The organism is Pseudomonas sp. ChxA, from assembly GCF_030263855.1.
Lineage (GTDB): Bacteria > Pseudomonadota > Gammaproteobacteria > Pseudomonadales > Pseudomonadaceae > Aquipseudomonas > Aquipseudomonas fluorescens_CB.
Genome location: NZ_JARPMK010000001.1, coordinates 4,619,525 through 4,643,168 on the forward strand (window position 1 = coordinate 4,619,525; position 23,644 = coordinate 4,643,168).

A 23,644-nucleotide genomic window follows, 5' to 3' on the forward strand; every position below is an offset into this window, starting at 1 on the left:
GTTCAGTTGAGCCTTTGCAGGCAGCCGATCAAGGTCTCGATAAAGCCTTGCAGCGCAGTGGGCAGCGCGCGTTTAGGCATGGTCAGCACCTGGACAGTGCGGTCGGCAAATCGCGGATTCGACAGCGGCACCGAGACCAAGTCACTGCTGTCGTTCACCCGCTGGCTGATCGCACCACCAAATGCGATGGTGTCGGAATGACGCACAAACTCATGGATCGCGCCGGAGTAGTTGCAGGTCATTACATGGTTGAAGTGCAGCCCTTCCATTTCGCACACCAGGTCGAACAGCTGCCGCAGGGTCGTGCCTTTGGGGGTCAGCGCCAAGGGGAACGGCAGCAGCGCACGCATCGGTAATGTCTTTAACGTCGACAGCGGATGGCCGGCACGCATCAGCGCACGAATGGCCGAGCGGCTTGAATAGAGGATCTCGACGCCATCGGTGGGCGCGGTGCTGAACGTCAGCCCTACGTCGGCATCACCACGTTTGATTTTTTCCGCGCATTCAAGCGGCGACATCACCTCCAGCACGTACTGGAAGTCTGGGGTTTGCTGGTAGTGCTGGATCAGCACATGGGGCAGGAAATACCGCGAAAGGCCCTCCGTGGACACCAGGCGAATCACCCGCGCGCCGGGGTAATCGCCGCCGCGCAGCTCCGACAGCAACGCTTGCTCTTCCAACGACGCCCGTCGGGCATGGTGGGCCAACGCGTTACCCGCCGCCGTCGGCTCCATGCCGCGTGGCCGGCGCTCGAACAACGCCACGCCGACACTCTCTTCCAGCAACGCGATCTGACGGCTGACCGCGCTGGGCGCGATGTGCAAACGCTCACCGGCGGCGGCCAGGGAGCCGCAATCGAATACGGCCAGAAAGTAACGGTAATCCACGGGCGTCTTCCTTTAAAAAGCATCTATTAATTAGAAGCCACTCTTCAAAAAACAGCAATATACAGTCTGCTAGGTGACTTCTATATTGGCCTGAATCTTTCAGCCTTAGTGGAACGCTCATGTCCAAGCAACAGGCACTCGCCAGTGTTCACCAGCACTTCTCTGCCGGCCATTTTGAAGCCGACCTGCGCCGCCGGGTAGCGATTCGCAGTGAAAGCCAGGCACCTGGGCAGGCGCACGAATTGGCGCGTTATCTGCACGAGGAAATGCAGCCGGCGCTGGAGCGCATGGGCTTTGCGTGCCAGCCGCTGCACAACCCGACAGGCGCAGGCCCATTGCTGTTCGCGGAGCGCCACGAAAGCGCCGACCTGCCGACCGTGCTCACCTATGGGCATGGCGATGTGGTCCTGGGTTACGCCGAGCAATGGCGTGAAGGCCTCAACCCTTGGGTGCTGACGCTAGAAGGTGATCGCTGGTATGGGCGCGGCACCGCCGACAACAAGGGCCAGCACAGCATCAACCTGGCGGCGCTGGAAGCGGTGATCAACGCTCGCCAGGGGCGACTGGGGTTTAACGTCAAGGTGCTGTTTGAAACCGGTGAAGAGTGCGGTTCGCCCGGCTTGCGTGAGGTCTGCACGGCTCACCAAGCGCTGCTGCACGCCGATGTGTTTATCGCTTCAGACGGCCCACGCCTGAACGACAGCCGCCCGACGCTATTTCTCGGTTCTCGCGGTTCGGCACTGTTCTCCTTGCAGGTGCAGGCCCGCGACAAAGGCCTGCACTCTGGCAACTGGGGCGGCGTGATGTCCAACCCCGCCGTGGTGCTGTCCAACGCACTGGCCAGCTTGGTGGATCAGCATGGCCGCATTCGCTGCCGAGGGCTGGTGCCGGCATCGATCCCCGACTCGGTGCGTGAAGCCATCCATGACCTGGGCATCGATCAGCACGCGCTCGGCCGCCCATTGGATGTGGATTGGGGTGAGCCAGGGCTGACCCTGGGCGAACGCCTGTTTGCCTGGAACACCCTGGAGATTCTGGCGTTTACCGCCGGCAACCCTGCCAAACCGGTGAATGCCATTCCACCGTCAGCCATCGCGCATTGCCAACTGCGTTTTGTGGTCGGCACCGATTGGCAGAACCTGGAGCAACTGTTGCGCCAGCACCTGGACGCGCAAGGTTTTCACAGCGTGAACATCGTGATTGATCGGTGCACACCCAGCACGCGCCTGGACCCGGACAATGCCTGGGTGCGCTTCGCGAAAAAAGTCATCAGCGACACCACGCCCAGGCAGGTCGCGGTGCTGCCCAACCTTGCCGGTACGCTGCCAAACGACATTTTCGCCGATGTGCTGGGGCTGCCGACCGTGTGGGTTCCGCACTCCTACCCCGGCTGTTCACAGCATGCGCCCGATGAACACCTGCTGGGTTCGGTGGCACTCGAGGGCCTGCAGATCATGACGGCCCTGTTCTGGGAACTGGGCGACATCGCGCACTCGCGCGCCTAATAAAAACAACGGGCTAGATCCTTTGCCTCTGCCGCTCACACACTTACAAAACCAGGAGCGTCGAACATGACAGCGTTATCACCCACCCTTGAGACACCGGCAGCTGCCCCGGCCAAATCCATCTGGAAACCGGTCGGCGCCGCCTTGATCGGCAACACCCTTGAATGGTTTGACCTGTCGGTCTACGCCTACTTTGCGTTGACCATCAGCAAGGTATTTTTCCCCGCCGCAGACCCGGCCGTTTCATTGTTCCTGGCCTTTGCGACCTTCGGTATTTCGTTCCTGATTCGCCCGTTGGGCGCTGCGGTGCTGGGCTCGTACGCCGACCGCCAAGGGCGCAAGAAAGCCTTGAGCCTGTCCATATTGCTGATGCTGATCGGCACCGCCATGATCGCGGTAATGCCAGGCTATGCAAGCATCGGAATCATCGCGCCCATCGGCATTTTGTTTGCGCGCCTGCTGCAAGGTTTCTCCGCCGGCGGCGAGTTTGGCAGTTCAACCGCGTTCATGATGGAACACGCGCCGCAAAAGACCCGCAACTTCGTCGCCAGCCTGCAGTTTGCCAGCCAGGGTTTTGGTGTGGTGATTGCCTCGTTGTTCGGCTACTTCCTGACCACCTGCTTGAACGATCAACAGATGCTCGACTGGGGTTGGCGCGTGCCGTTTTTGTTTGGTTTGATCCTGGGTCCGGTGGGGCTTTACATCCGCCGCACCGTGGATGAGTCCCCCGACTTCAAGGAAAGCGAGCCAGGCTCGCAGCCATTAAGGGACGTACTGTATTCACAGAAGACCTTGTTGCTGGTGGCCATGGGCGTGCTGATCGTGTCGACGGCCTCCAACTTCATGATCAAGTACATGCCGTCCTATGCCGCGACCACCTTGAACATTCCCCAGTCATCAGGCTTTTTGGCGACCCTGACCGGGGGCTTGATCCTGACCCTGGTCACACCGGTTGTCGGCTTCATTACCGGCTTTGTCAGCCGTATCAAGATCATGCTGTGGGCGTCGATCCTCTATATGTTGATGATCGTTCCGGCGTTCATGTGGCTCAATACAGTTCCCAGTGCCACGTCGCTGCTGCTGGTTGTGTCGATGATGGCATTGATCAAGGCCGTGTATTTCGCACCGCTGGCCTCACTCATGGCCGATGTGTTCCCGGTGCAAACCCGCGTCACGGGCATGTCGCTGAGCTACAACCTGTCGGTGACGATCTTCGGCGGGTTTGCACCGGTGATCGCCACGGGGCTGATCGCACTGACGGGTTCGCAACTGGCCCCCAGTTTCTACCTGATCCTGGCCGCCGCCCTGAGCATAAGTGCCTTGTGGGTCGCCAAACGAAGGTTAAAACTGCGATAGCCACCTGCACTACCAAAACCACGCCTTGCCAAAACCACGCCTCACCAAAACCACGCCTTACCAAAACCACGCCTCACCAAAACCAATAGGGCAGAAACTTGGGTGTCGGCTCATCGGCCAACTCCAGGTGGTAAGTAATCGAATTGAAGAAAAACATATCCAGCACCAAAAAGGCCGCAGCCCCAAAACACAACAGCACGAACTCCCGCTGTGGATGCGTGTGAAACCGTAACTTTATCCAGGGCCGAATGACAACAAGGCCGATCAACCCTGTGCAGGCACCGAGGTAGTTGGGCCGCAGCGGCGTGGATGCATACAGGTCATAAATAAAGGCAAGTAACAACAGGCCCAGGCCGACCACAGGCAAATTGAGGCAGAATCTCAGAAACTTGTCGCGAGTACTTGCAAAGCGCTGGCTGCGATCCACGAAGATATACGCGGCCAATAATGAAATAGCCGGCGTAATCGAAAGGATGTAACGCGCCTTCTTTGAACTTGGAATCGTGAACAGTACGATCACCACCAATAACCAACCCGTCAGGTACAGCAGCATCTGGGTGGCTGGCGCCGGCGCGCGCGCAAAGAAGTGTTTACCCTGCTTGATGATCACGTTTAATGCGATAAAGGCCGTGATGCCATAGGTGAGCAAGCCTGCGGAAAAGTAGAAGTAATACCGCGGTGCGTGATCAGTGCCAAAGCGCCCCAAGCCTTGCATGACCAGCACCTCTTGCACAAAAGCCTGCCCACCTTGCAGGTAGGCCGCGCAGCTCAGCACGGCTATGCCTGCAGCCAGCACCAGGCCCGCGAGCAGGCAGAACACCAGCAACAGGCGCCACTGTCGACTTAACAGATAATAAGAGGCGACCACGCCCGCCGGGCCGATCAGGCCAATAGGGCCACGAAAGGCAAAGCCCAGCGCCAGGCCCAGGAGTACCGGCAGCAGGTGAAAACGCTGCGGGTGCAACTGGCCCGCATAGGCCAGGTAAAAACACATCACGGTAAACAGCGCCGGGTAGATGTCCAGCGCCAAGGAATTCACGCCGTCGAGGAATGACCAGGTAAACAGCGCAAATACCACCGCAAAGGTGCCCCATTTTTTGTCATGCAAGGCACCCAGCTTGTAAATAAACACCAGCATCAAGGCGGCTGCCACGCAAAAAGGCAGCCCCATCGACAGTATGGATACACGCCCAAACGGCAAGGAGACCAAATACACAAGCAGTGTATTGAGCACCGTGTAATCAGGGTATGGCTGCAAGTCATCGGCAATCGGAAACAGTGTTACACCCTGCGCGAGCATATACTCGGCAAAGTCGACAAAACGCGTGGTGTAGTTGAGCACGGCCGGTTTATATTGCAGGGCAGCCAACACAATAAACGCCACTATAAATATAGCTGAACAGGGTTTGTTTACAGCCAGTTCCTTTAGCCTTTTCATGCGACCTGGTGCCTGTTGAAAACGCGCAGGCTAGCATGTTGTTTTTTCGAGCATCCAGACCGCAAAGGTAAAGAGTTGTAAAGGTAATAGCGTCTGTTTATTCAGCTTAATAGATCCTGAACAATCGCTTAATAGGTTCTTAACAACAGCTGAACAACCGCTAATTACAGTACCCATCACTTAACGCAGGTATTGATTTTTTACTTCCACACTCGGTTGCGCCGCGAAGTAACGCCCAGGCGTCACCCCAAACGTGCGGCGAAACAGTGCGATGAAGGCACTGACGTTGTCATAGCCCAACTCCAACGCGACACGCGTGACTGGCGCGCCCGTGGCCAGCCTCTCCAGCGCGCGCAACAAACGCACGCGCTGACGCCACGCGGTAAAGCTGAACCCGGTTTCCAGCACAAACCGACGCGTCAGTGTGCGCGGGGCGATGCCCGCCCAGGCCGCCCACTCCTGCAAGTGGCGCTCGTCTTCAGGGCAATCGGACAGCGCCTCGGCGATCTTGCGCAGGCGCAGATCCTGAGGCATCGGCAAGCCCAAGGTCACACGCGGCAATGTGCGAATCTCATCCACAATCACCTCAGCCAAGCGACGCTGCGCAGCATCCAGTTCAGGGCTCTGCCAGGCGGCAGCGCGCATCACCGCCTCGCGCAAAAGGCCGGAGGTGGCGAGGATGCAAGGCGTATCCGGCAGCTCGACACACCCCTGCGGCGACACATACACACTCCAGCCTGCGAAGGGGCCATGGGAGCACGCACCATGGGAGACATTCGGCGGGATCCACACCGCATGGGTGGCCGGCACCACCCACTGGCTGGCGCCGGCGTCCACCGACAGCAAGCCCTGGCTTGTGCCCAGCAACTGCCCACGCCCATGGCAATGACGTTCGGTGATACGCCGTTCAGCGTCCACTCGAACCACGGCGACCACCAGCGGGGCATCGACAGTAGCTAATACCGAAGAGGGAATTAACGCAGTGGGCATAAGTGGCCTTAACAGACTATTAATTGTCTTCGATAGCGTACTCAGGCCACATTGACGCGTCTATAGTCGCAGCCTCTACTCCCAGGAATACACAGCATGCGCGCCGATGAACTGTTACCCGATGACCAGAATCAGACCGAACGCCACGGCGTTGTCATCCGCAAAGGCAGCGTAGGTGCCTTCCTGGTGAATGCCCAGGCCTGGTGTGACCCAAACACCGATGCACAGCTGCGAACTGTCGCCGAGCAAGACCTGCTGGCGTTGCTGCCGGCATTACGTGCCCTTGGGCTGTTTGAGGTGTTCACGATTCGAGACCCGCAGTTGCAGCGCCTGGTGGATCAGTATTGAGCGCACGATTGGCGGGCGGGTTACTACCAGGATGCAGCCGATCTGCTGGCGCAATACGCCCGTGCGGATGGCGGCGCGCAGTTGAGATAAACAACACAGCCTACGTAATGCCAGCCAGTTAAGCGTTCGAGCTGACAAGCATTGACCCGTGGCGAGAGCGCTTGCTCCCGTTGGACTGCGTAGCAGTCCCATTTTTGCGGCGGCTGCGCGCCCCAGCGGGAGCAAGCACCCTCGCCACATTTGCATAACGACAAAACGCGAACTACTGTATTTATATACAGTCATCAAGTGAAGCCACTTTTGCGCTGTAGAAAACAGCGTTATGACGGCGGTCATACGCTTCGGGCCATGTCGACCCGCACCCAAGCACGCACTTTACTTAAGGATGAGTATCATGAACGACGACTTGCAGCAGTCAGGCTCTACCACTACCACCCAGAGCACCGTCTCGCAGGAGCAGATCAAAACCGGCAGAGTCCTGGATTTCACCTGGGCGCCTAGCGCCAACACGACCAGCACCATCGTCTCGGCAGACTACATCGACTACCAGGTCGATACCTCCCAGGGCAGCCCTACGGGCGACAGCCACTCCATTGCCCGTTTTACCTATGCTCAGGGCAAAGGCGGTGGTCAGATCGGCGAACTGTTTCTGGAAGAGTTACGCGCCGGTGTGCGTGCCAACACCCAGATCGGGCTGATGGTAGGACGCAAATGGGCGCTGGACTCCAGCACAGACGTCTCCGGCAGCATCGGTACCTATGTGCTGGAACAGTTCGATGACATGCGCGCCAGTGTCAACTATGTCGGCACCTTCGCGCGCGTCTTCGCCGACCCCAGAATGGTCACCTACCACGCCGGGGGCCACGTGCACACCAGTACCTCGATCACGGCCAGCAGGCCCTTGAGCATGGCCGATTCAGGCAAGTCGATCCTGGTGATCAGCAACACTGACGTCACACTCACCCTGGGTGATGATGTGACTGAAGGGTTCAAGGCCACGCTGATCCAGGCGGGTGCCGGCAAGATCAACATTGCGGCATCGGGCAGCCATACGCTTTATAGCAACGCAGGGGTGCGAACGAACACGCTCAATCCACTCGATGAACTGGAAGTCAGTACCTTCCCGGCCGGCCCGGTCTTCCTGGCGTTCCGCGTCAGGCCTGGCGCTTGACACGCTAACAGCAAAGCGCTGGCCAAGGAGGCGCTCAAGGCCAGCGCTACCTGTGTGCTGCTGATGCACTTGCCCGTTGTACTTTTTTGAACAATGCAAACGCCTTCAACACTAACACCTTACCCATTCGCTCCAACGGTGGTTCCCATGGCCCAAGACAGACACCCGCCGGCCCCTGAAAACCGGCTAATCCGCCAGGCTACGCCTGATGACGTACGCGCCTTGGTCGAATTGGACGCCTACGCCACAGCCCACGCTCAACGGCGCGTGTTTATCCACGACGCGGTGAATAGCCAACGATGCCTGGTCGCCGTCACTACCGGTGAATGCGTGGGCTACCTGGTATTGACTGATGAGTTTTTCGGCTACGACTTTGTTGCGCTGGTGGTCGTGTCGCCGATGCATCAACGCCAGGGTCTGGCGCTGCAGTTATTGGCGTGCGCAGAAGCGTTATGCAAAACGCCCAAGTTGTTTGCCTCCACCAACGCCTCCAACCGGGCGTCCCAAGCCATGCTTGCCAGGGCCGGGTTTATACCCAGCGGGCGAATCGAGAACCTTGATGAGCATGACCCTGAGCTTGTCTATGTAAAGTTCGTGCGTTAATCGGGAGGATTTCCTTTGTCCACGTTCATATTGACTTCGCGGATTTACCATACGCCGCGCCATACCACCCACTATCTGGAGTCGGGCCCGGCCGATGGGCCATTGATGATATTCCTGCACGGCTGGCCAGAGCTCAGCCTGATCTGGCGCGCGCAAATCGAGGCGTTCGCCGCCCAAGGCTGGCACTGCGTCGCACCCGATATGCGCGGCTATGGCGGTTCCTCTGCGCCGTCCGACACCAACGCCTATACCCTTGAAAACATAGTGGCCGACATGGCCGAGCTGCATGACCATCTCGGTGGAGCGCCCGCCATTTGGGTGGGCCATGATTGGGGCAGCGTGGTGGCGGGTGAACTGGCCGCCCATCAACCGCAGCGCAGCCGTGGCGTGGTGCTGGTGTCGGTGCCCTACTTCCCAAGCACCAACGCACTGCCCACGCTCGTCCCGCTGGTGGACCGCACGCTCTATCCGGTGGACCAGTACCCAGACGGTCAATGGGACTATTACCGCTACTACAACACCCACTTTGCGAGCGCTGTCGCTGATCTTGATGCAGATAAAGCCGCATCGCTGGCGTCGATTTATCGACGCGGCGATCCGGCGAACATCAGCAAGGTGGCATCAAACGCCGAAGTCACCCGCAAAGGTGGGCGGTTTGGCGAGGCGCATCGGGCGCCACCCACCCAACCAGACCCGGCGCTGTGGCCGCAGGCGGACTTCGCTGCACTGGTACGCAGTTTCGAGGCGCGTGGTTTCCGCGCGCCCTGCGCGTGGTACCTGAACGACGCTGCCAACGTCGATTACGCCCACCGCGCGCCCAATGGCGGCCGCCTGTTGTTGCCGGTACTGTTTGTGAACGGCGATTACGACCCGATGAACACCATCAAGGGCAATCGGTTGGGCGACCCCATGCGTGCAGCTTGTGCAGACCTCAGCGTGTCGAGCCTGACCGGCGGGCATTGGTTGCCGGTGGAGTGCAAGGCAGAACTGGTTGAGGTCATAAGTACCTGGCTACAGAGTAAAAATTTTAGCGGACAGCCAGGCTAGTGGCCGGCTCAATTCATCGAGACCAGTTTGAGCCCAATCACGCCTGCCAGGATCACCGCGATACAGAGTATCCGCGGCAGCGACGTCGGTTGTACGACCTCGGGCACCTGTACCCAGGCCTGACCCGGCATGAAGTGACACCCGACATGCGCAGCCGCAAGGCCCGCATGAGCGAATGCGCCCACGCATTCATTGCCCTGCCCGGTGGCCTGGGAACCTTTGAGGAGTTGTTCGAGGTGGCCACGCTGACGCAGCTCGGCGAACACCACAAAGGCGTCGCGTGCTTGAACATCGGAGGTTTTTTCGAGCCGCTGCGCAGCCTGCTCACTCACGCGGTGAGCGAGGGTTTCATGAAGACCGAACACAGCGAGATGCTGGTGTTCGATACCGATCCGGTGGCGCTGATCGATACGCTTGAACGATGGCAGGCGCCGACCGTGACGAAATGGATCGGCGCCCAGTGATTTGAATGCTTTCAGGTCCTGGCGGGATTCGATGTGCGTAATTGTGTACTCATTTGTGGAGGCTGGTACGGCACCGTTTTCCAAGCCGCTCAGGAGCCACGCCGGCTTCAGGTGTCAGCCATGTCCGAGATCCCCGTACGGCATCGCCGACAGCGACCTCTGAAAAACACGCGGAGGGCGAGAAAGGCCAGGCGACGGTCGGTCAAATGCGTTATCTAGTGGCCACTACCGGCGCGCTCGGCCAAGACCTATTGCATCGTGAAAGGAGCGGAACTCGCCCTGCAGGTGGACACTTGCACCGGGCCTTTATGATTGACCACTCTCCCCCGCCAAGGCGGTCTGCTCACAGCTCCCAATATGCGGCACCTGCCGATACGCCCGACCTCACATGCAGGTAGCCTCATCTCTGGGTGACGACATCGACGCTCTTGTCATGGCGACGCTCCTCCAGCAAGGTCCGAGGTAATGCAAACCCTTCAAAACTGCGCTGTGTGATCGGGTTGTTGGCCTTCTCCGCCCCAATCCGATAACGCATCAGCCCATCGGCGACGGCAAAGGTCAGGTCCACGCTGGTGTCGGTTCTTCCATTGAGGTGCCCACGGCTGAGCAGCCGGAACAACGACCACGGCCCGCGATAGCTCAGGCTGGCGGTATTGCCAGTGCTGTGTACCAGGGTCAGCTGGCTGCCATTGGTGTTGCCCAGGCTGTTGGGCCACACCAGCCCCGTGCGTTGCGGCGCGCCGTGCTGATAGGGGATCAGTTGGCCGTCGACGCTGAGCATGCTGCTCAGGCGGGTGGCGCTCAGGGCCAGGGGTTCGATGGTGAGCTGCACGGCCAGGTGGCCGCGATGGTTGAAGAAGGTGTCGCGGATGCGTTCGACCTTTTTCAGCTGTTCCAGCACGTCGCTGCGCACCAGGTAGCCGCCGAGGCTGTCGGAGTACAGGGCATCGAGGTTGTCCTTGAGGAACACGTTCAGGTATTGATCGTGGAATTGCTGCAGGCGTCCCTGTGGGCCGAAGAAGGCCTCGAAGTCTTCCAGCGAGGCGTCCTCGCCGCTGGCTTTGAACGGGTAGCGGCCCGCCAGGCGGTCGCGGTAGAAGCTGTAGATCTCACTGTCCCAGCGTTTTTCCAGTTCGCGCAAAGCCGCAATGACCAACACCTGGGAAGTCTGGTCGGCGAGTTTTTTGACGTGCTGGTTCAGCGGTTCGGGCAGTCCCACGGCGACGCGTTGCAGGTTGGCAATCGGGTCAGCACCGTCCAGGGAGAAGCGGTTGAGTACGGTTTTCAGCGCCGCCTTGCCGGGGTCGGGGTTGTCGTGCACGGCTTTGGCATAGTCGTAGACGGCACTGACCGAGCGCAGGGTTTCTTCGTAGTAAGACGGCTGCTCGCCTCGTGCGCTGATCAGCTCTGAAAGACTGGAGAATGCGCGCCGAATCCCTGCTGCCTGTTGTTGTCCCTCCGGAACCTTGTCCAGCTTGAGCGGCGCTTGCCCTTCAGCCAAAGGCACGGCCGGGTAGATCACGCTGTTGTCGCGCAGGGTTTCCAGCAACCGTCGTAGCGGTGCGGCCGGGCCGGTGACTTGTTCCAGTACCGCCACGCCGTGGCTGAGGTCGTCGAAGTCGGTGACCGCGAACTGATTCAGCGCCCGCCGCCAGCTGTCCACGTAGTCGGCGCTGTACAGGGCACGGATACGTTGGGTCAGCACTTTGCGGTCTTCGGCTGAGTAGTCCAGGCGTTGTCGTTCACCGAGCACCCACTGGTCGATCATGGCCAGTTCGATGATGCCCTCGGTACCGGGCTCGAAGTAGTCCTTGAAACCCTTGGCGGTGAGCAGCGGCGGCAATTGCAGGCCGCTGCCCTCTTGATCGGTGTTCAGCGGACGGTAGACGATATCGAACGCGGGGCCGACCTCATTGCGCAGGTCCAGTGGGCGATGCAAGCGCTCCAGGGCGTCCTGTTTCAGGCTCATGTAGACCCGCTCGGCCATGGGCAACTGGCGCAATTGCTGTTGCACCTGGGCAATGCGTTCACGGTAGTGCGGCAGGTCGGCGTCGGCGTATTTCAGTGCGTAGCCCAGGTGCCCCATCAGATCGGCCTGCAACTGGCCCTGGCCCGGATAGGCGTGCTGCCATTGCTTGGCAACCCATTCTTCCACGATGGCCGGGCGGCGGTTTTGCCGTTCCTCAAGCATGCGGTAGACGCGCAGGGCCGCCAGTTGCTGATTGCTGCCGGCGGACGCGGTGTTGATCGCCTCAAGCACTCCGCTGGCAATTGCGGGCAGAAAGCGTTTGGACAACAGATTCAGATACGCCTCATCCACGGTGGGGCCAATCGCTCTCCCCTGATACAGCCCCATATCCGACAGCAACGGCCAGGCCTCACGATAGTCGCCGTAGACCAGCACCGCATCACGGATCTGGTCCAGGGGCAGCAACAGGTTGCGCCCGGTGGGGTCGACCTTGGCGTCGATGTCCCGCTCACTGAACTCCTGGCTCTTGGTCAACACGTTCGCCGCCTTGTCGCGGTTGATAGTGAAGTAAAACTGCCAGGTCCCGATGACCACCAGACAGCCCAGGGACGCGACGCTGAACCCGGCGATCAGCAACCGCCGCTTGCTGCGTGCCACCTTGATGTTGTCGCCCGCCAAGCCTGCTTCGGGGTAGATCACCCGCTGGAACAGTTGCTGGGCAAAGTAGATGGCCGTGCCGCCGGCTGGTTTGACCTCCGGTGGAGGTGGCGGCAGTTGATAGGCCTGCCCCGCTTCTTCGACGAACGCGTTGCGCAGGGTGCCTTGCTGCAGCACCGAGGAAAAATACAGCCCGCGCACCAACGCCGGCGTGGTGAAACGATCGCTGCCGAGCATTTCGCTGAGGAAGCCAAACAGTGCCGGGCGCAAGCCCGCTACCTGATACATCAGCGCCTGCAAGCGGTCACGCTCATCCGATGTGCGCGACGCCCTGGTGCTGTTGAAAACCTGCTCGGACAGGCAGTCGACAAAGGTTTGGTATTGGCGCGTCAGTTCTGCCAGCCAGGCATCAAAATCATCCACCGCGTCCAGACTGAAAGTAAAGCCCAGCAGGTCTTCACGCCCGCTGCGCGATAACCGGGCAAAGAATTCTTCGAAGCCTTCCAGCAGGTCGAACTTGCTCAGCGTGATGTACACCGGCAAGCGCGTGCCCAACTGCCGCGTCAGTTCAAACAACCGGGTACGCAGCAGGTTGGCGTGGGCCTTGCGTTGTTCGGGACGTTGCGCCAGCAAGGCCTGTACATCGATCACCAGTACCACGCCATTCAATGCGCGACGGCTGCGGTTACGCGCCAGCCAGTCGAGCAAGTGCGACCAAAGACGCGGGTGGGTGCCGGCGGGCAATAGCGGTTTGACCTTGCCCTGCACCGCCCCCGGCTGCGCAGCATCGTCACCGGTTGGCTCCGGATGGCTGAGAAACTCACCCGGAGGATCGATCAAAACCGCCTCGTCACCGATCCACCAATCCACCGGATAGGCCAGTTGCTCTTCCTGATGGGCTCTGACCCCGGCCTTGGTCACATGGGACAAGGCAAAGCTCTGGTTGGAACGCGTGATCAGGCTGGTCTTGCCGGCATTTTCCTCACCCAGCACCAGGTACCACGGCAGTTGATACAGCGAACGGCGGCGCTCCATATTGTTGAGCAAATTGCCCAGGCTCCGATCCAGGGCTCGTTCCTGCGCCTCGATATAAGGCAGGCAGGAATCGGCTTGCACCGCCACCTCGTGTTGGCGTTCAACCTGCAAACGCTGATAACGATTACGCACCCGCCACGCCCAGATCAGCAACGGCACCACCAGCACGACGACACTGGCCGACACGCGCATCGCCAGTTCACCCAGCGGTTGATGCTCGCGCCAGGTCCACTGCGGGCCCAGCCACCAGATGGCGATCAACAAAAACACCATGCCCAGCAGCACTAAAACCGGCACCGCTTGGTTGAACTGACGCAGTACCGGCAGGCCCCAGCGTTTGAGGTAACCCCAGACTGTTTTCATGAGTCGCTCCTAGCGTATTGATGGGGTTCACTGCTCACGGTTCGGCACACCCCTTTTCCCGTGATTGCATTTGTTTGGCTACCCATCACCCCTCCTGTCCCGGCTTGGGCTTCTCGAAGCTGGCGATGAATTCATCGAGGATGCGTTTGCTTTCAGCCGCCTCTTCAGCGCTGGGGCCGCGATAGTTGGCCCATGGGTCCGGCTTGGGCGCGACGGCGCCGTAACGGATACGTACCGACTTGAGGATCGCATCCCACACGGCCATGGCTTCGTAGTCGGTGAGTGAGGGGTTGACGGGTTCCGGGCTTGCGGGTTGTTGCCAGAGCGGTAGGTCGTAACCTTTGTTGGCGAACTGGGGAAGGGTCCAGCGGACGAGGTCTCTGGGTTTATCTGGATCAATCGGCGTTCTTTTTATGCCTCCCGCCGACATGCGGAAATTCATGCTCGGGCGACTCATAGAGGGGTTGTCGCGATAGTTTTCGCACCCGAAGAGTATTTGACGGTGGGTGTCGTCACTGAAACCGATCAAGGACTCCTCTGCCGACATTCCTGCCAGGGTGATTTTCCTCGCCCGTAAGTTCTCGTAATCGCCGGCGAGGAACACCCGAACACCTTCCTCGGTCCGGGTCTTTATGCTTTTTGTTTGACTCGCCGAAAGCGCATTAACATAAACCTCCAGCGAAACATCCGACGCAGGGGGCCGAAAGTAAAAATTGGCGATTTCCTGATCGTGATGACTTCTGATCACCACAGGTCCCAACGCAAAGCCTGCCCCTGCGTTTTCCGGTGCGACCTTGAATATTTCCTTGGACAGCTTCAACAGCCGGGCCTCAACGGGAGCTGTGTTGCCGTTGTAGGACTCGGCGCGGAGCATGACGTAGGCATCGCCTGCCAGTAGATGAAATTCGTGAACGAACGTATCCGGGAGTTCGGTGCTCTCGAAATACTGCAGCGTTACACTCTGCGGCGAGAGCCGTACTGCCGACACCAGCATGGATGCATCCTGCATTTCATCGTTTTTAATTGCCGCGATTCGATGCGCACGCTCATTCAAGGCGGCGTCAAATCGTTGTTGCGTCACGCCTTCTCCCAACACCCGCACGTCAACCGACGAATGATCGGCGCCGAGCCCGTAGTACAGCTTCACATCGCCGCCGCCAGTCCAGTTGGCGGGTAAGTCGATCAGGCCCCGGCCCAACGCCCAGGTGCGCATGTGGGTAGTCATTTCGCTCACGTTGTGTTTCTCCTGTTCGCTGGGTTGCTTGAAGGCGGTACATGCGCTGAGGGAACCCAGCACCAGGCAGGCAAAAAAAGCGGTCAGTTGACGCATACTCATCAACCCTCCTTCCACGGATCCGGCTTGGGCTTCTCGAAGCTGGCGATGAATTCATCCAGGATGCGTTTGCTTTCAGCCGCCTCTTCAGCGCTGGGGCCGCGATAGTTGGCCCATGGGTCCGGCTTGGGCGCGACGGAGCCGTAACGGATACGTACCGACTTGAGGATCGCATCCCACACGGCCATGGCTTCGTAGTCGGTGAGTGAGGGGTTGACGGGTTCCGGGCTTGCGGGTTGTTGCCAGAGCGGTAGGTCGTAACCTTTGTTGGCGAACTGGGGAAGGGTCCAGCGGACGAGGTCTCTGGGTTTATCTGGATCAATAGCGGAGCGCTTTTTCCCCCCTGCAGATAAACGGATACCCATCGCCGGACGACTTAGGGAGGGGTTGTCGCGATAGTTTTCGCTCACGAAGAGTATTTGACGGTGAGTGTCGTCACTGAAACCGATCAGGGACTCCTCGGCTTGCATTTCAGCCAGTGTGATTTTTCCGGCGCGTAAGTTTTCATAATCGCCAGCGAGAAAAATCTGTGTGTCTTTTTGGGTTCGAACGTGAAGGCGCTCGTCGTCATCCGGTGACAGCGCGTTGATATAAATACTCAGTGAGACATCCGAAGCGGGCGGACGAAAGTAAAAATTGGCGATTTCCTGATCGTGATGGCTTCTGATCACGACAGGTCCCAACGCAAAGCCTGCCCCTGCGTTTTCCGGTGCGACCTTGAATATTTCCTTGGACAGCTTCAACAGCCGGGCCTCAACGGGAGCTGTGTTGCCGTTGTAGGACTCGGCGCGGAGCATGACGTAGGCATCGCCTACCAGCAGGTGGAATTCGTGAACGAAGGTATCTGGGAGCGCGGCGCTCTGAAAATACTGCAGCTTTACACTCTGCGGCGAAAGCCGTATCGCCGACACCAACATGGACACATCAGACTGCTTATAGTTTTTAATCGCCGCGATTCGATGCGACCGCTCATTCAAGGCGGCGTCAAATCGTTGTTGCGTCACGCCTTCTCCCAACACACGCACGTCAACCGACGAGTGATCGGCGCCCAGCCCGTAGTACAGCTTCACATCGCCGCCGCCAGTCCAGTTGGCCGGTATATCAATCAGGCCCCGGCCCAACGCCCAGGTGCGCATGTGGGTAGTCATTTCGCTCACGTTGTGTTTCTCCTGTTCGCTGGGTTGCTTGAAGGCGGTACAAGCACTGAGTGGCCCGAGCACCAGGCAGGCAAAAAGAACGGTCATCCGGCGCACAGGGGCTCCTTGGCTTTCGCCGCAATTTTGATGATTGAATAAAGGGTGAATTGCTGTGTTAACGGGTTGGTATAGGACGCTTCATGATCAAAGCCTGGGGCCTTGATTTGCTGGCGAACGCCACCATAAGGCGCCTGTTTTATCGGCGCGCTGCCCGAACTGACCGGCACGGTGCCGTCGCCGGAGCCGTCCTGCATTTTGCAATGCAGCTCCCAGTAGCTGGTCTGCACGGTTTTGACGGGTGCATCGGGATCGCCCCGCAGGGGTGGTATGGCTTGCTCGTGGCCGCCGACGTAAACCGGGCTGCGGCCGTCATCCCTGACCTGATGCATCTGCAGATTTGAAACCGTGTAGCTATCGGGGCGTGAGCCGTGAAGGCCATTGACAGTGGCCCCGCGAGTCATTTTCCAGGTGATGGACTCGAAGCTCGGGTGCTTGTCTTCACTGCCGTAGTAGACATAGGTTTGGGGGTGATAGGAGCGACTGATATCCTGATGAAAGACTTTTGCTTTTTTTATGTTGTCTGCAAATATCCCCCACGTGATCGGGGTTCCATCCTTCGGCGCCAACCATTCTTCACGCAGCAATCCCCACCAGCGGTCACGGCGCAGATAGATCTCTTCATAAGGATCTGTTACCGGCTGACGCGGCATTGCCGAAAGGCCTTGGTCGTCGACTAACCTTAGCCAGCCGGGCGTGTAATCCTGAGTCGGCAACAATTGCAAGGCACCGGGTGCCTGGGCGAAGACCGCCGTAACTTCTTGACCGGTTGGACCAATCACCGCACCGGCAATAGGGTCTTCATCTTTCATGCCGACCTTGCAGCGGCGATAGGCGACTGGCGCGCCGGTTGCCGGCATGACGCCATGCACAACGCCGGCAATTTTGTCGGCCATGCCGGGCAGTTGCGCGCACCGCCTTGCCACCAGCCCGCCCATGGAATGCGTGACCAAAATTACCTGCTGGCAATTGCGGCCGTATTGGCGCATCAGTTCATCAATACGTTCAGCTAATCCAAATGCCGCATCCTCGTTGGAATCCAACCAGTTATACCCACACGCATGCACCGGCATCCGATAACCGCCACGCGCCACCAGCTCATCCGACACAATCGGCGGCAACTGACTGGCCAGGGTGGCACCCAGCCCTGGCATGCCGATGTTCAAAGCGGGCTTAAGACGGGTGATGTGATTCGGCCCCGTTTCGACGGCGACGGTATGCAAGTGCTCCGGCCGAATATCGAATTGAGGCCACCGGTGGGGCAAGAACTCGTTATTCAGGGTCTCTTCCAGCCAAAGAAGAAACGCGTGATAGCTGGTTTCGCTGACTTCGCCCCAACCGCGCTCCTGATAGCGTTTGGTCAGGGCAAGAAGCGTGCTTTTCTGGTCCGGCCCAGGCGGGGTCAAAACCGTGCCTACGGGACGTTTGGGCACCGCGCCTTCTCTATCGACTTCCACCCTTTGCGGGTGTAACAGGCGCTGGCGTATGCCTGCCTTTTTGTTGATCCAGTTGACGGCCAGCCACACATTTTTGCCCATGAATCCCGCATCCAACCGCCAAACAGGCACTCCTTCCTCTCCCGGGTCCCCATCCTCCTGCTCTTCAGGCTTACTCTTCAAATTCGACCCCATAATCCCCGGCACAAAGATCACCGGCAGCACTCCATTCGGCGGCATCATGCATAGAACCGGGTCGGTGATATGGCTGGGCGTCAGGGTCCAGGTATGCACGGGATTGCCGCGTGCGTTATAGGTCGTGGGCGCAATACGAGGCGCCGAAGGCTTATCGGTCATAAGGGTTCTCCGTTTTCGAGCCATTCCAGTACAAGCCCTTCCAGCGTCATGCCCTGTTGCAGGGTGACAAAGCCTTCAGCATCGGTTCGCCCTTCAAAGCGTGCGCCGTCCTTGCGAACCAAGGCATAGGCGCAGTTTCGGATAGGGTTGCCGTCGGTGAGGAGGGGCTGAAAGCGTTCGTTGAACGATGTGCTGGGCCAGCTATTGAGTTCGGTGGCGGCATTGCTTGGGTCAATGAAGTACTTGTTCGCCGCCTTGACCGTGAAATTACCGGGCATCCCCAGCTCGATATTGCCGCCCTGCATCTTGATATACGCCCCACCGCACAGCAGGGTGATGTGCTTGTCCGCCGCCACCAGCACATGTTGCTGGCTGGCGCTGATCTCCACGCTCTGGTCCGCCTGCACCCGGATGCTGTTGTGCTGGGCCTGCAACAGCAGTTGGCCGTTATGGGCGATATGGCGCATGTCGCCGCCTTGGGCGAACAGACCGATTTCGTCGCCTGCATTGATCACCACTTTTTTGCCGGCGGTAAGTTGCTGGTTTTGTTGTGCCACGCTATCGATGTGCTCGCCTGCGCCTATGGCGATGCTGCGGGACGTCGCGGCAGCGATGCCGGCAGGCCCACTTAACGCGATGATGGGTTGCGCGCCATTGCCGGTGCCATTGGCCTGATCATTGGCACCATGGCCCAACGCATTCACGGCATCAGTCAGGGACTGCTGCGGCTGCGCATCCAGAGCAATTGCCTGGGCATTTTCGGCAGAGGCTCCCAGCTGTTTGGCCAATGTCAGGGCGGCTTGCAATACATCAATCACCTGCTGGCGCTCTAGCTGACCCGCACCGGCCTTCAGTTGCGCCTCGGCAGTCAGCAACAATCCTTTTGCTGCACGCAACGCACCGTGACCATCCGTGCGTAATTCAAAGCCTTCGCCCCTTGGCCGGCCACCACCATAGTGACGTGGATGCGTGAGGTAACCCAGGTGCAGAGCGCTGTGCGTGTGTTCGCTCATTAATGCCGCACTGATTTGCCCGGTAGTGTCGTCAATACGCAACTCATTGGCTTGGGTGCCGCCAAACTCGCGGCTTTTGGTTGTTGCTATAGCTTTCAGCTTGGGTAGCTCATAGGGCGGCAAATTGGTCTGCCGGTACGCTCGCCCAATGGCGATCGGCTGATCGGGATCTCCGTCCAGGTGGCTGATCACCAATTCCTGCCCCACACGGGGGATGGCCATCGAGCCCCAGGTCGCCCCGGCCCAGCCTTGAGTGACGCGGATCCAGCAGGAGCTGTGGTCGTTGTTCTTGTCCGAGCGATCCCACGGAAACTGCACTTTCACCCGGCCCCATTCATCGCAATAAATCTCTTCCCCAGGTGGCCCAACCACCGTGGCGATCTGCGGGCCGTCGATGCAGGGTTTGGGACGTAGCGGCGCCTTCCAATCCGAGGTCCAGCGGATGGCGCGGGCCTTCAACGTGTAAGAGGTACCGAGGCCGCTGCCGAACGATTCTTCCTGCAAGCTGGTGTGCTGTTTGCTCTCGTGCTTGATGGCGATGGTGCGCCAGCGATCATTGAAGTCTTCACGGGGATGATCCTTGAGGTCGAACGCCAACCCCGGTTGCAGGCGTTCATCGTCGCCTTCCACATGGGCCAGCTTGGCGTCGTTGCGCAGCGCCGCCAGCCGCGTCTTGGTGAAAGGCTTACCGGCGATGTCGCGTTTGTAGCGGCCGGGGTAGTCGTAGCGTTCGTAGTCCTTGTGCTGGTTGTTCAGGTCCTGGTCGCCGGTAGCGGTGTGCTGCTGGTCGTAGCGCGGGTGGGTGAAGGTGTAGTCGCGCTGCACCTGGCGCGCGGTGCGCACTTGTTCGGTGTAGTGGAAGCGGTTCAGTGCCGGTTCTGTGGCGTCGCCGCCACCCATGGATTGGTAAATCACCGGGCAGTCTGTGTGCGTGCCAATAGTGCCCAGCCCGCCAACGCGGTCGGTGAGGACCAGGGTGTGGCCGTCGGCGCGGTGTTCGAAGGTGTAGAGCAGGCCTTCTTCGGCGGCCAGGCGGGCGATGAAGTCGAGGTCGGTTTCGCCAGCCTGTACGCAGTATTCGCGGGGTTGGTGTTCGAAGCAGATTTCGCTGCGGATGTCGGTCAGTTTCTGCTCGGCCAGCATGCTGGTGATGATGTCGGGCACGGTCTGGCTTTGGAAAATGCGCCAGTTGGAGCGCAGGTCAAAACGCTTCAGGGTCGGTTCGACCACGGCGGTGTAGCGGGTGCGGCGAAAACCGGTGTCGCCCTGTTGGAACAGGCTGACCAAGCCATGGACATAACGCACCGGTGTTTCGCCACGCCAAATCGTGAACAGCCCCGCCAGATCCAACATGCGATTGAAGTCGATGGCAGCATCGAAACTGGCCAGCTCCAGGGTAAGCTTGAACGGTTCGGACAGCCCTTCTTCGAGCGTAAATGAAACCACCTCGAAGGCGTCTTCTTTCAAGGGAACAAAGGTGAAACGCAGGTCACTTTGGCGGGCCATATGACTAATCCTTACCTTCACTGATAACAGTTGCCACCTTCTGATACAGCTCTGGCTCCCACCCTTGTGCCGTGGTGTCGCGCATCAACCGCGCCACACTGGCGTACAGGTCATCCGCCAGCCACGACAAGCCACGCGAAGCCAGCAAGTCGGCGGCAATCACCGTGGCGTAGCTGCGCTGGCGCGGGGCGTCATGGGTGGCGTGCAGTTCCTGCAGGCGCAGTAGCACCACTTCCACGCCTTCGGTGTTGAGCTGGGTAGCCAGTTCGTCGCGCAGCCCGGCGTATTCCTGCACCGGGCTGCCGGTGGTTTGCGCCTGATCGGCGCCGGTGATCCAGGCCTGGGTCTGCGCATCCACGAACGGTGTGCCGTCGCTGAAGCACAACTCCAGCAAGGCCGGCAAACGGCAAACGAACCGCTCGCAGGTCTGGCGAGTGGCGGCCGCCACTTCTTCCATCGCCAGACGCGAGGCGACCTGAGCAGTCAGGTAACTACCGCGTAGCCAGTACGGCGAGGCGCAGACGCTTTTTTCGATGCGCAGCAGCAGGTTCGGCTCAATGGCGTTGTGGTTCAGCGCGTCCTGGTAGCCGTCGACGATATCCTTGGGCACAGCGGTCAATTCGGTGCGCCGGTCGCGGGTGATGGGCGGTGCAGTACGCAAATGCGACCATAGGCCGAAGCGTCGTAGTTGGTAGCCGGTGGGGTCGTAGGGGTCTTGCTGATTGATCTGCTCGGCCATGTTCAACACGGCGCGGCGTTGTTCGCGTTCATTGCTCGGCGCTTGCGGTTTGGCGCGAGCGAAAAAGGCCGACTCCAGCACACTGCCGGAGGTGGCCGCACGCGCGGGCTCAGTGGCAGCGACCGGCTCGCTGTATTTGTCCAGCTGGCGTTGCAGCGCGTCCAACGGGGCCGGGTCGAGCTTGGCGCTTTCGGCACAGCGTTGCAGGTTGGCCAGGGCCAGTTCCGCTGCGGCTTGGTAGGCCGGTTCAAAACTGCTGCGCTCCAGGGTCGGCAACACCTGCCCCAGGTCGCCCAACAGGCGCTGCACTTGCTTGCGTTTGTTGAGGTAGCCGGTGGGACCGGGCTTGGGGTGGGCACTGTCCCAATACAGTTCGACCATGCCGGCCAACAAACCCAGGGCATCGGCCCAGCGCGCCCATTGTCGGGTGCGCAGCCACACCACCTGCTGGTGAGCGACGACGCGCCAGTGCTTGCACTGGGTCGCCAGATATTGGCGGGAGGCTTCGTCGATATACGGCCAGTCAATGTCGCCTTCGCGCAGGCCGCCGAGCTTGACCATCTCCTGATCGATGGCCTGGTAGGTTTCGTCCTCCACATCGAAATGCCCAGCGGGCTGTTCGGGGTCAATGGGGGTCAACAACAGCTTAATGGTGTCCGCCGGCACGTCGATTACCAGCGACATACTTGGCGCTCCTGTTCGATCAGTTCGCCCAACCCTTCGGCGTCAAATACCAGCCCGTGCAGCCGCGGATAGTCGCTCTCCAGTCGCAGGCGCTGGCCGCCGCCCATGTTGCGCAACAAGGCAATCGCCTGCAGCCCGCGCCCGGCATCCACCACCAGACCGGCGTCGTCCAGCACCTGCCACTGATAGGCCTCGGAGACCGGGCGTTCGTCCTTGAACAGCTGGATCCGAATTTTGTTGGGCTTGGCCGGCTCATCCAGCACCAGTTGCAGGCGCGAGATTTTCGATTCGCAACTGATGGCCAAGTAAGGCCGGGGTGGTAGCGCGCCCAGTGCTGGGGCTGAGATCACCAGCCGGTGTTGCTGGTCGTTGTCCGGCTCCGGAAATGACGACAGCAGGAATCGCTGACCCTCGGGTGGGCGCTTGGCTTCATTGCGTTGGACCAGATCGACAATCGGCAGCACCCGGCCCAGGGCGCGTGGCGGCGCAGATGGCTGATGAATGGGCGTGCCGGCCGCCAGGTCAAAGCATTCCAGGCGCTTCAACGGCGATACGATGGCAGGGCAATCTTGAGTTGCTGCCTGCGCGTCCATTACCGCCATAACCGCCAAGCACAGCCCCCATTTATATCCTCGCCATCCGTTGCGCATCAACGCCTCCTGATATGCCTCATTGAAATCCAAACCGAACACTTTCAACTTTCCAACTAACGTGACCCGGACAGAAAGTTAAATCAATTAACTTGCGAAGCGTCACCTACGCTCAATGGATAGCGCAAGTAAAAGTCGGGCAACACATCCCACAACTCCGAATAAAAAGAAGTGTCTCTCAGAAGCATCCATAAATAACGTAGGAAATTTACCAAAACAAAGCATGGCGCCATTTCCTACATCCAAAGACCACTAATCGCGTCCACATCGTCCTACATGACAAACTTTTCAATAGCTGGTTCTAATACGCCAACCTTACGAAAAGGATTATTCCCATGTCGAAAACTCAGGGTTCTGTCGCCCCAAAAGAACGCGTCAACATCAAGTACGTCCCGGCCACAGGCGATCAACAGTCTGAAGTTGAGTTACCTCTTAAGTTGCTGATCACCGGTGACTTCAAAGGCCACGGCGAACTGACCGCCCTGGAAGACCGCCAAGCTATCCGCATCGACAAAGACACGTTCAACGAAGTACTGACCAAAGCTGAAGTTGCTCTGGGCATGGCGGTTCCGTCTGTGCTGAACAACGACCAAGACACCGACTTGAACGTGCAACTCCAATTCAAAAACATCAATGACTTCGGCCCCGACGCGGTCGCCCGTCAAGTACCAGAGTTGAACAAGTTATTGGAACTGCGCGAAGCCTTAGTCGCGCTAAAAGGCCCCATGGGCAACGTCCCGGCCTTTCGCAAACACCTGCAAAATTTGCTGACCGATGAAACCGCCCGGCAACGCCTGGCCAGCGAACTCAACTTGGTGCTCGACGCGCCAAACAACTGAC

At 59.4% G+C, this 23,644-nt stretch carries 18 protein-coding genes; 8 read left to right on the plus strand and 10 right to left on the minus strand.

The genetic code is table 11. From position 1 onward, the window contains the following. Positions 1 to 2: 2 nt before the first annotated feature. The gene (locus P5706_RS20450) at positions 3 to 887 is read right to left on the minus strand and encodes a LysR family transcriptional regulator (RefSeq protein ID WP_285681320.1); all 885 of its coding nucleotides are present in this window, start codon (positions 885 to 887) and stop codon (positions 3 to 5) included. Positions 888 to 1,006: 119 nt separating this feature from the next. Between P5706_RS20450 and P5706_RS20455 the strand changes: the two genes are divergently transcribed. Both P5706_RS20455 and P5706_RS20460 read left to right on the plus strand, forming a co-directional pair. Then, positions 1,007 to 2,392: a M20 family metallopeptidase gene (locus P5706_RS20455; protein WP_285681323.1), complete on the plus strand. Its 1,386-nt coding sequence runs from the start codon at positions 1,007 to 1,009 to the stop codon at positions 2,390 to 2,392. Between the two features lie 66 nt (positions 2,393 to 2,458). Next, positions 2,459 to 3,748 carry an MFS transporter gene (locus P5706_RS20460; RefSeq protein ID WP_200434085.1) on the plus strand — a complete coding sequence of 430 codons (1,290 nt, stop codon included), beginning with the start codon at positions 2,459 to 2,461 and terminating at the stop codon, positions 3,746 to 3,748. A 73-nt stretch (positions 3,749 to 3,821) separates the two neighbouring features. On the opposite strand, the gene P5706_RS20465 is transcribed toward P5706_RS20460, so the two are convergent. Next, positions 3,822 to 5,186, minus strand: coding sequence for an ArnT family glycosyltransferase (locus P5706_RS20465; RefSeq protein ID WP_352231401.1), 1,365 nt, complete (start codon positions 5,184 to 5,186; stop codon positions 3,822 to 3,824). Positions 5,187 to 5,366: 180 nt separating this feature from the next. Beyond that, entirely contained in the window at positions 5,367 to 6,176 is an 810-nt protein-coding gene (locus P5706_RS20470) for an AraC family transcriptional regulator (RefSeq protein WP_285681330.1), read from the minus strand. Positions 6,177 to 6,272: 96 nt separating this feature from the next. Between P5706_RS20470 and P5706_RS20475 the strand changes: the two genes are divergently transcribed. From P5706_RS20475 to P5706_RS20495, 5 genes are all read left to right on the plus strand, one after another. After that, positions 6,273 to 6,524, plus strand: a complete 252-nt coding sequence (locus P5706_RS20475; RefSeq protein WP_200434083.1) for a hypothetical protein — start codon at positions 6,273 to 6,275, stop codon at positions 6,522 to 6,524. A gap of 394 nt (positions 6,525 to 6,918) precedes the next feature. Next, complete coding sequence (locus tag P5706_RS20480; protein ID WP_285681333.1) at positions 6,919 to 7,695, plus strand: hypothetical protein; 777 nt, start codon at positions 6,919 to 6,921, stop codon at positions 7,693 to 7,695. Between the two features lie 147 nt (positions 7,696 to 7,842). Next, positions 7,843 to 8,298, plus strand: a complete 456-nt coding sequence (locus tag P5706_RS20485; protein ID WP_285681336.1) for a GNAT family N-acetyltransferase — start codon at positions 7,843 to 7,845, stop codon at positions 8,296 to 8,298. A gap of 15 nt (positions 8,299 to 8,313) precedes the next feature. Beyond that, positions 8,314 to 9,345 carry an alpha/beta hydrolase gene (locus P5706_RS20490; protein WP_285681339.1) on the plus strand — a complete coding sequence of 344 codons (1,032 nt, stop codon included), beginning with the start codon at positions 8,314 to 8,316 and terminating at the stop codon, positions 9,343 to 9,345. Further along, on the plus strand, positions 9,345 to 9,809 hold the full coding sequence (locus P5706_RS20495; protein ID WP_285681342.1) for an LOG family protein: 465 nt from the start codon (positions 9,345 to 9,347) through the stop codon (positions 9,807 to 9,809). The genes P5706_RS20490 and P5706_RS20495 overlap by 1 nt, the downstream gene beginning before the upstream one ends. Positions 9,810 to 10,209: 400 nt before the next feature. On the opposite strand, the gene tssM is transcribed toward P5706_RS20495, so the two are convergent. The 7 genes from tssM to vasI all read right to left on the minus strand — a co-directional run bounded on the left by tssM (position 10,210) and on the right by vasI (position 22,804). Next, positions 10,210 to 13,833 carry a type VI secretion system membrane subunit TssM gene (gene tssM, locus P5706_RS20500; RefSeq protein ID WP_285681344.1) on the minus strand — a complete coding sequence of 1,208 codons (3,624 nt, stop codon included), beginning with the start codon at positions 13,831 to 13,833 and terminating at the stop codon, positions 10,210 to 10,212. A gap of 85 nt (positions 13,834 to 13,918) precedes the next feature. After that, complete coding sequence (locus tag P5706_RS20505) at positions 13,919 to 15,169, minus strand: T6SS immunity protein Tli4 family protein (RefSeq protein WP_285681347.1); 1,251 nt, start codon at positions 15,167 to 15,169, stop codon at positions 13,919 to 13,921. Beyond that, positions 15,169 to 16,410 carry a T6SS immunity protein Tli4 family protein gene (locus tag P5706_RS20510; protein WP_285681350.1) on the minus strand — a complete coding sequence of 414 codons (1,242 nt, stop codon included), beginning with the start codon at positions 16,408 to 16,410 and terminating at the stop codon, positions 15,169 to 15,171. The genes P5706_RS20505 and P5706_RS20510 overlap by 1 nt, the downstream gene beginning before the upstream one ends. After that, the gene (locus tag P5706_RS20515) at positions 16,407 to 18,212 is read right to left on the minus strand and encodes an esterase/lipase family protein (RefSeq protein WP_285681353.1); all 1,806 of its coding nucleotides are present in this window, start codon (positions 18,210 to 18,212) and stop codon (positions 16,407 to 16,409) included. The genes P5706_RS20510 and P5706_RS20515 overlap by 4 nt, the downstream gene beginning before the upstream one ends. Further along, on the minus strand, positions 18,209 to 20,731 hold the full coding sequence (locus tag P5706_RS20520; protein WP_285681356.1) for a type VI secretion system Vgr family protein: 2,523 nt from the start codon (positions 20,729 to 20,731) through the stop codon (positions 18,209 to 18,211). The genes P5706_RS20515 and P5706_RS20520 overlap by 4 nt, the downstream gene beginning before the upstream one ends. Before the next feature lie 4 nt (positions 20,732 to 20,735). Then, complete coding sequence (gene tssA, locus P5706_RS20525; RefSeq protein ID WP_285681359.1) at positions 20,736 to 22,154, minus strand: type VI secretion system protein TssA; 1,419 nt, start codon at positions 22,152 to 22,154, stop codon at positions 20,736 to 20,738. Next, on the minus strand, positions 22,142 to 22,804 hold the full coding sequence (gene vasI / locus P5706_RS20530; RefSeq protein WP_244657919.1) for a type VI secretion system-associated protein VasI: 663 nt from the start codon (positions 22,802 to 22,804) through the stop codon (positions 22,142 to 22,144). The genes tssA and vasI overlap by 13 nt, the downstream gene beginning before the upstream one ends. A 335-nt stretch (positions 22,805 to 23,139) precedes the next feature. Here vasI and tssB point away from each other — a divergent pair, with 335 nt between their 5' ends. After that, the gene (gene tssB / locus P5706_RS20535; RefSeq protein ID WP_200434728.1) at positions 23,140 to 23,643 is read left to right on the plus strand and encodes a type VI secretion system contractile sheath small subunit; all 504 of its coding nucleotides are present in this window, start codon (positions 23,140 to 23,142) and stop codon (positions 23,641 to 23,643) included. Position 23,644: the final 1 nt, after the last annotated feature.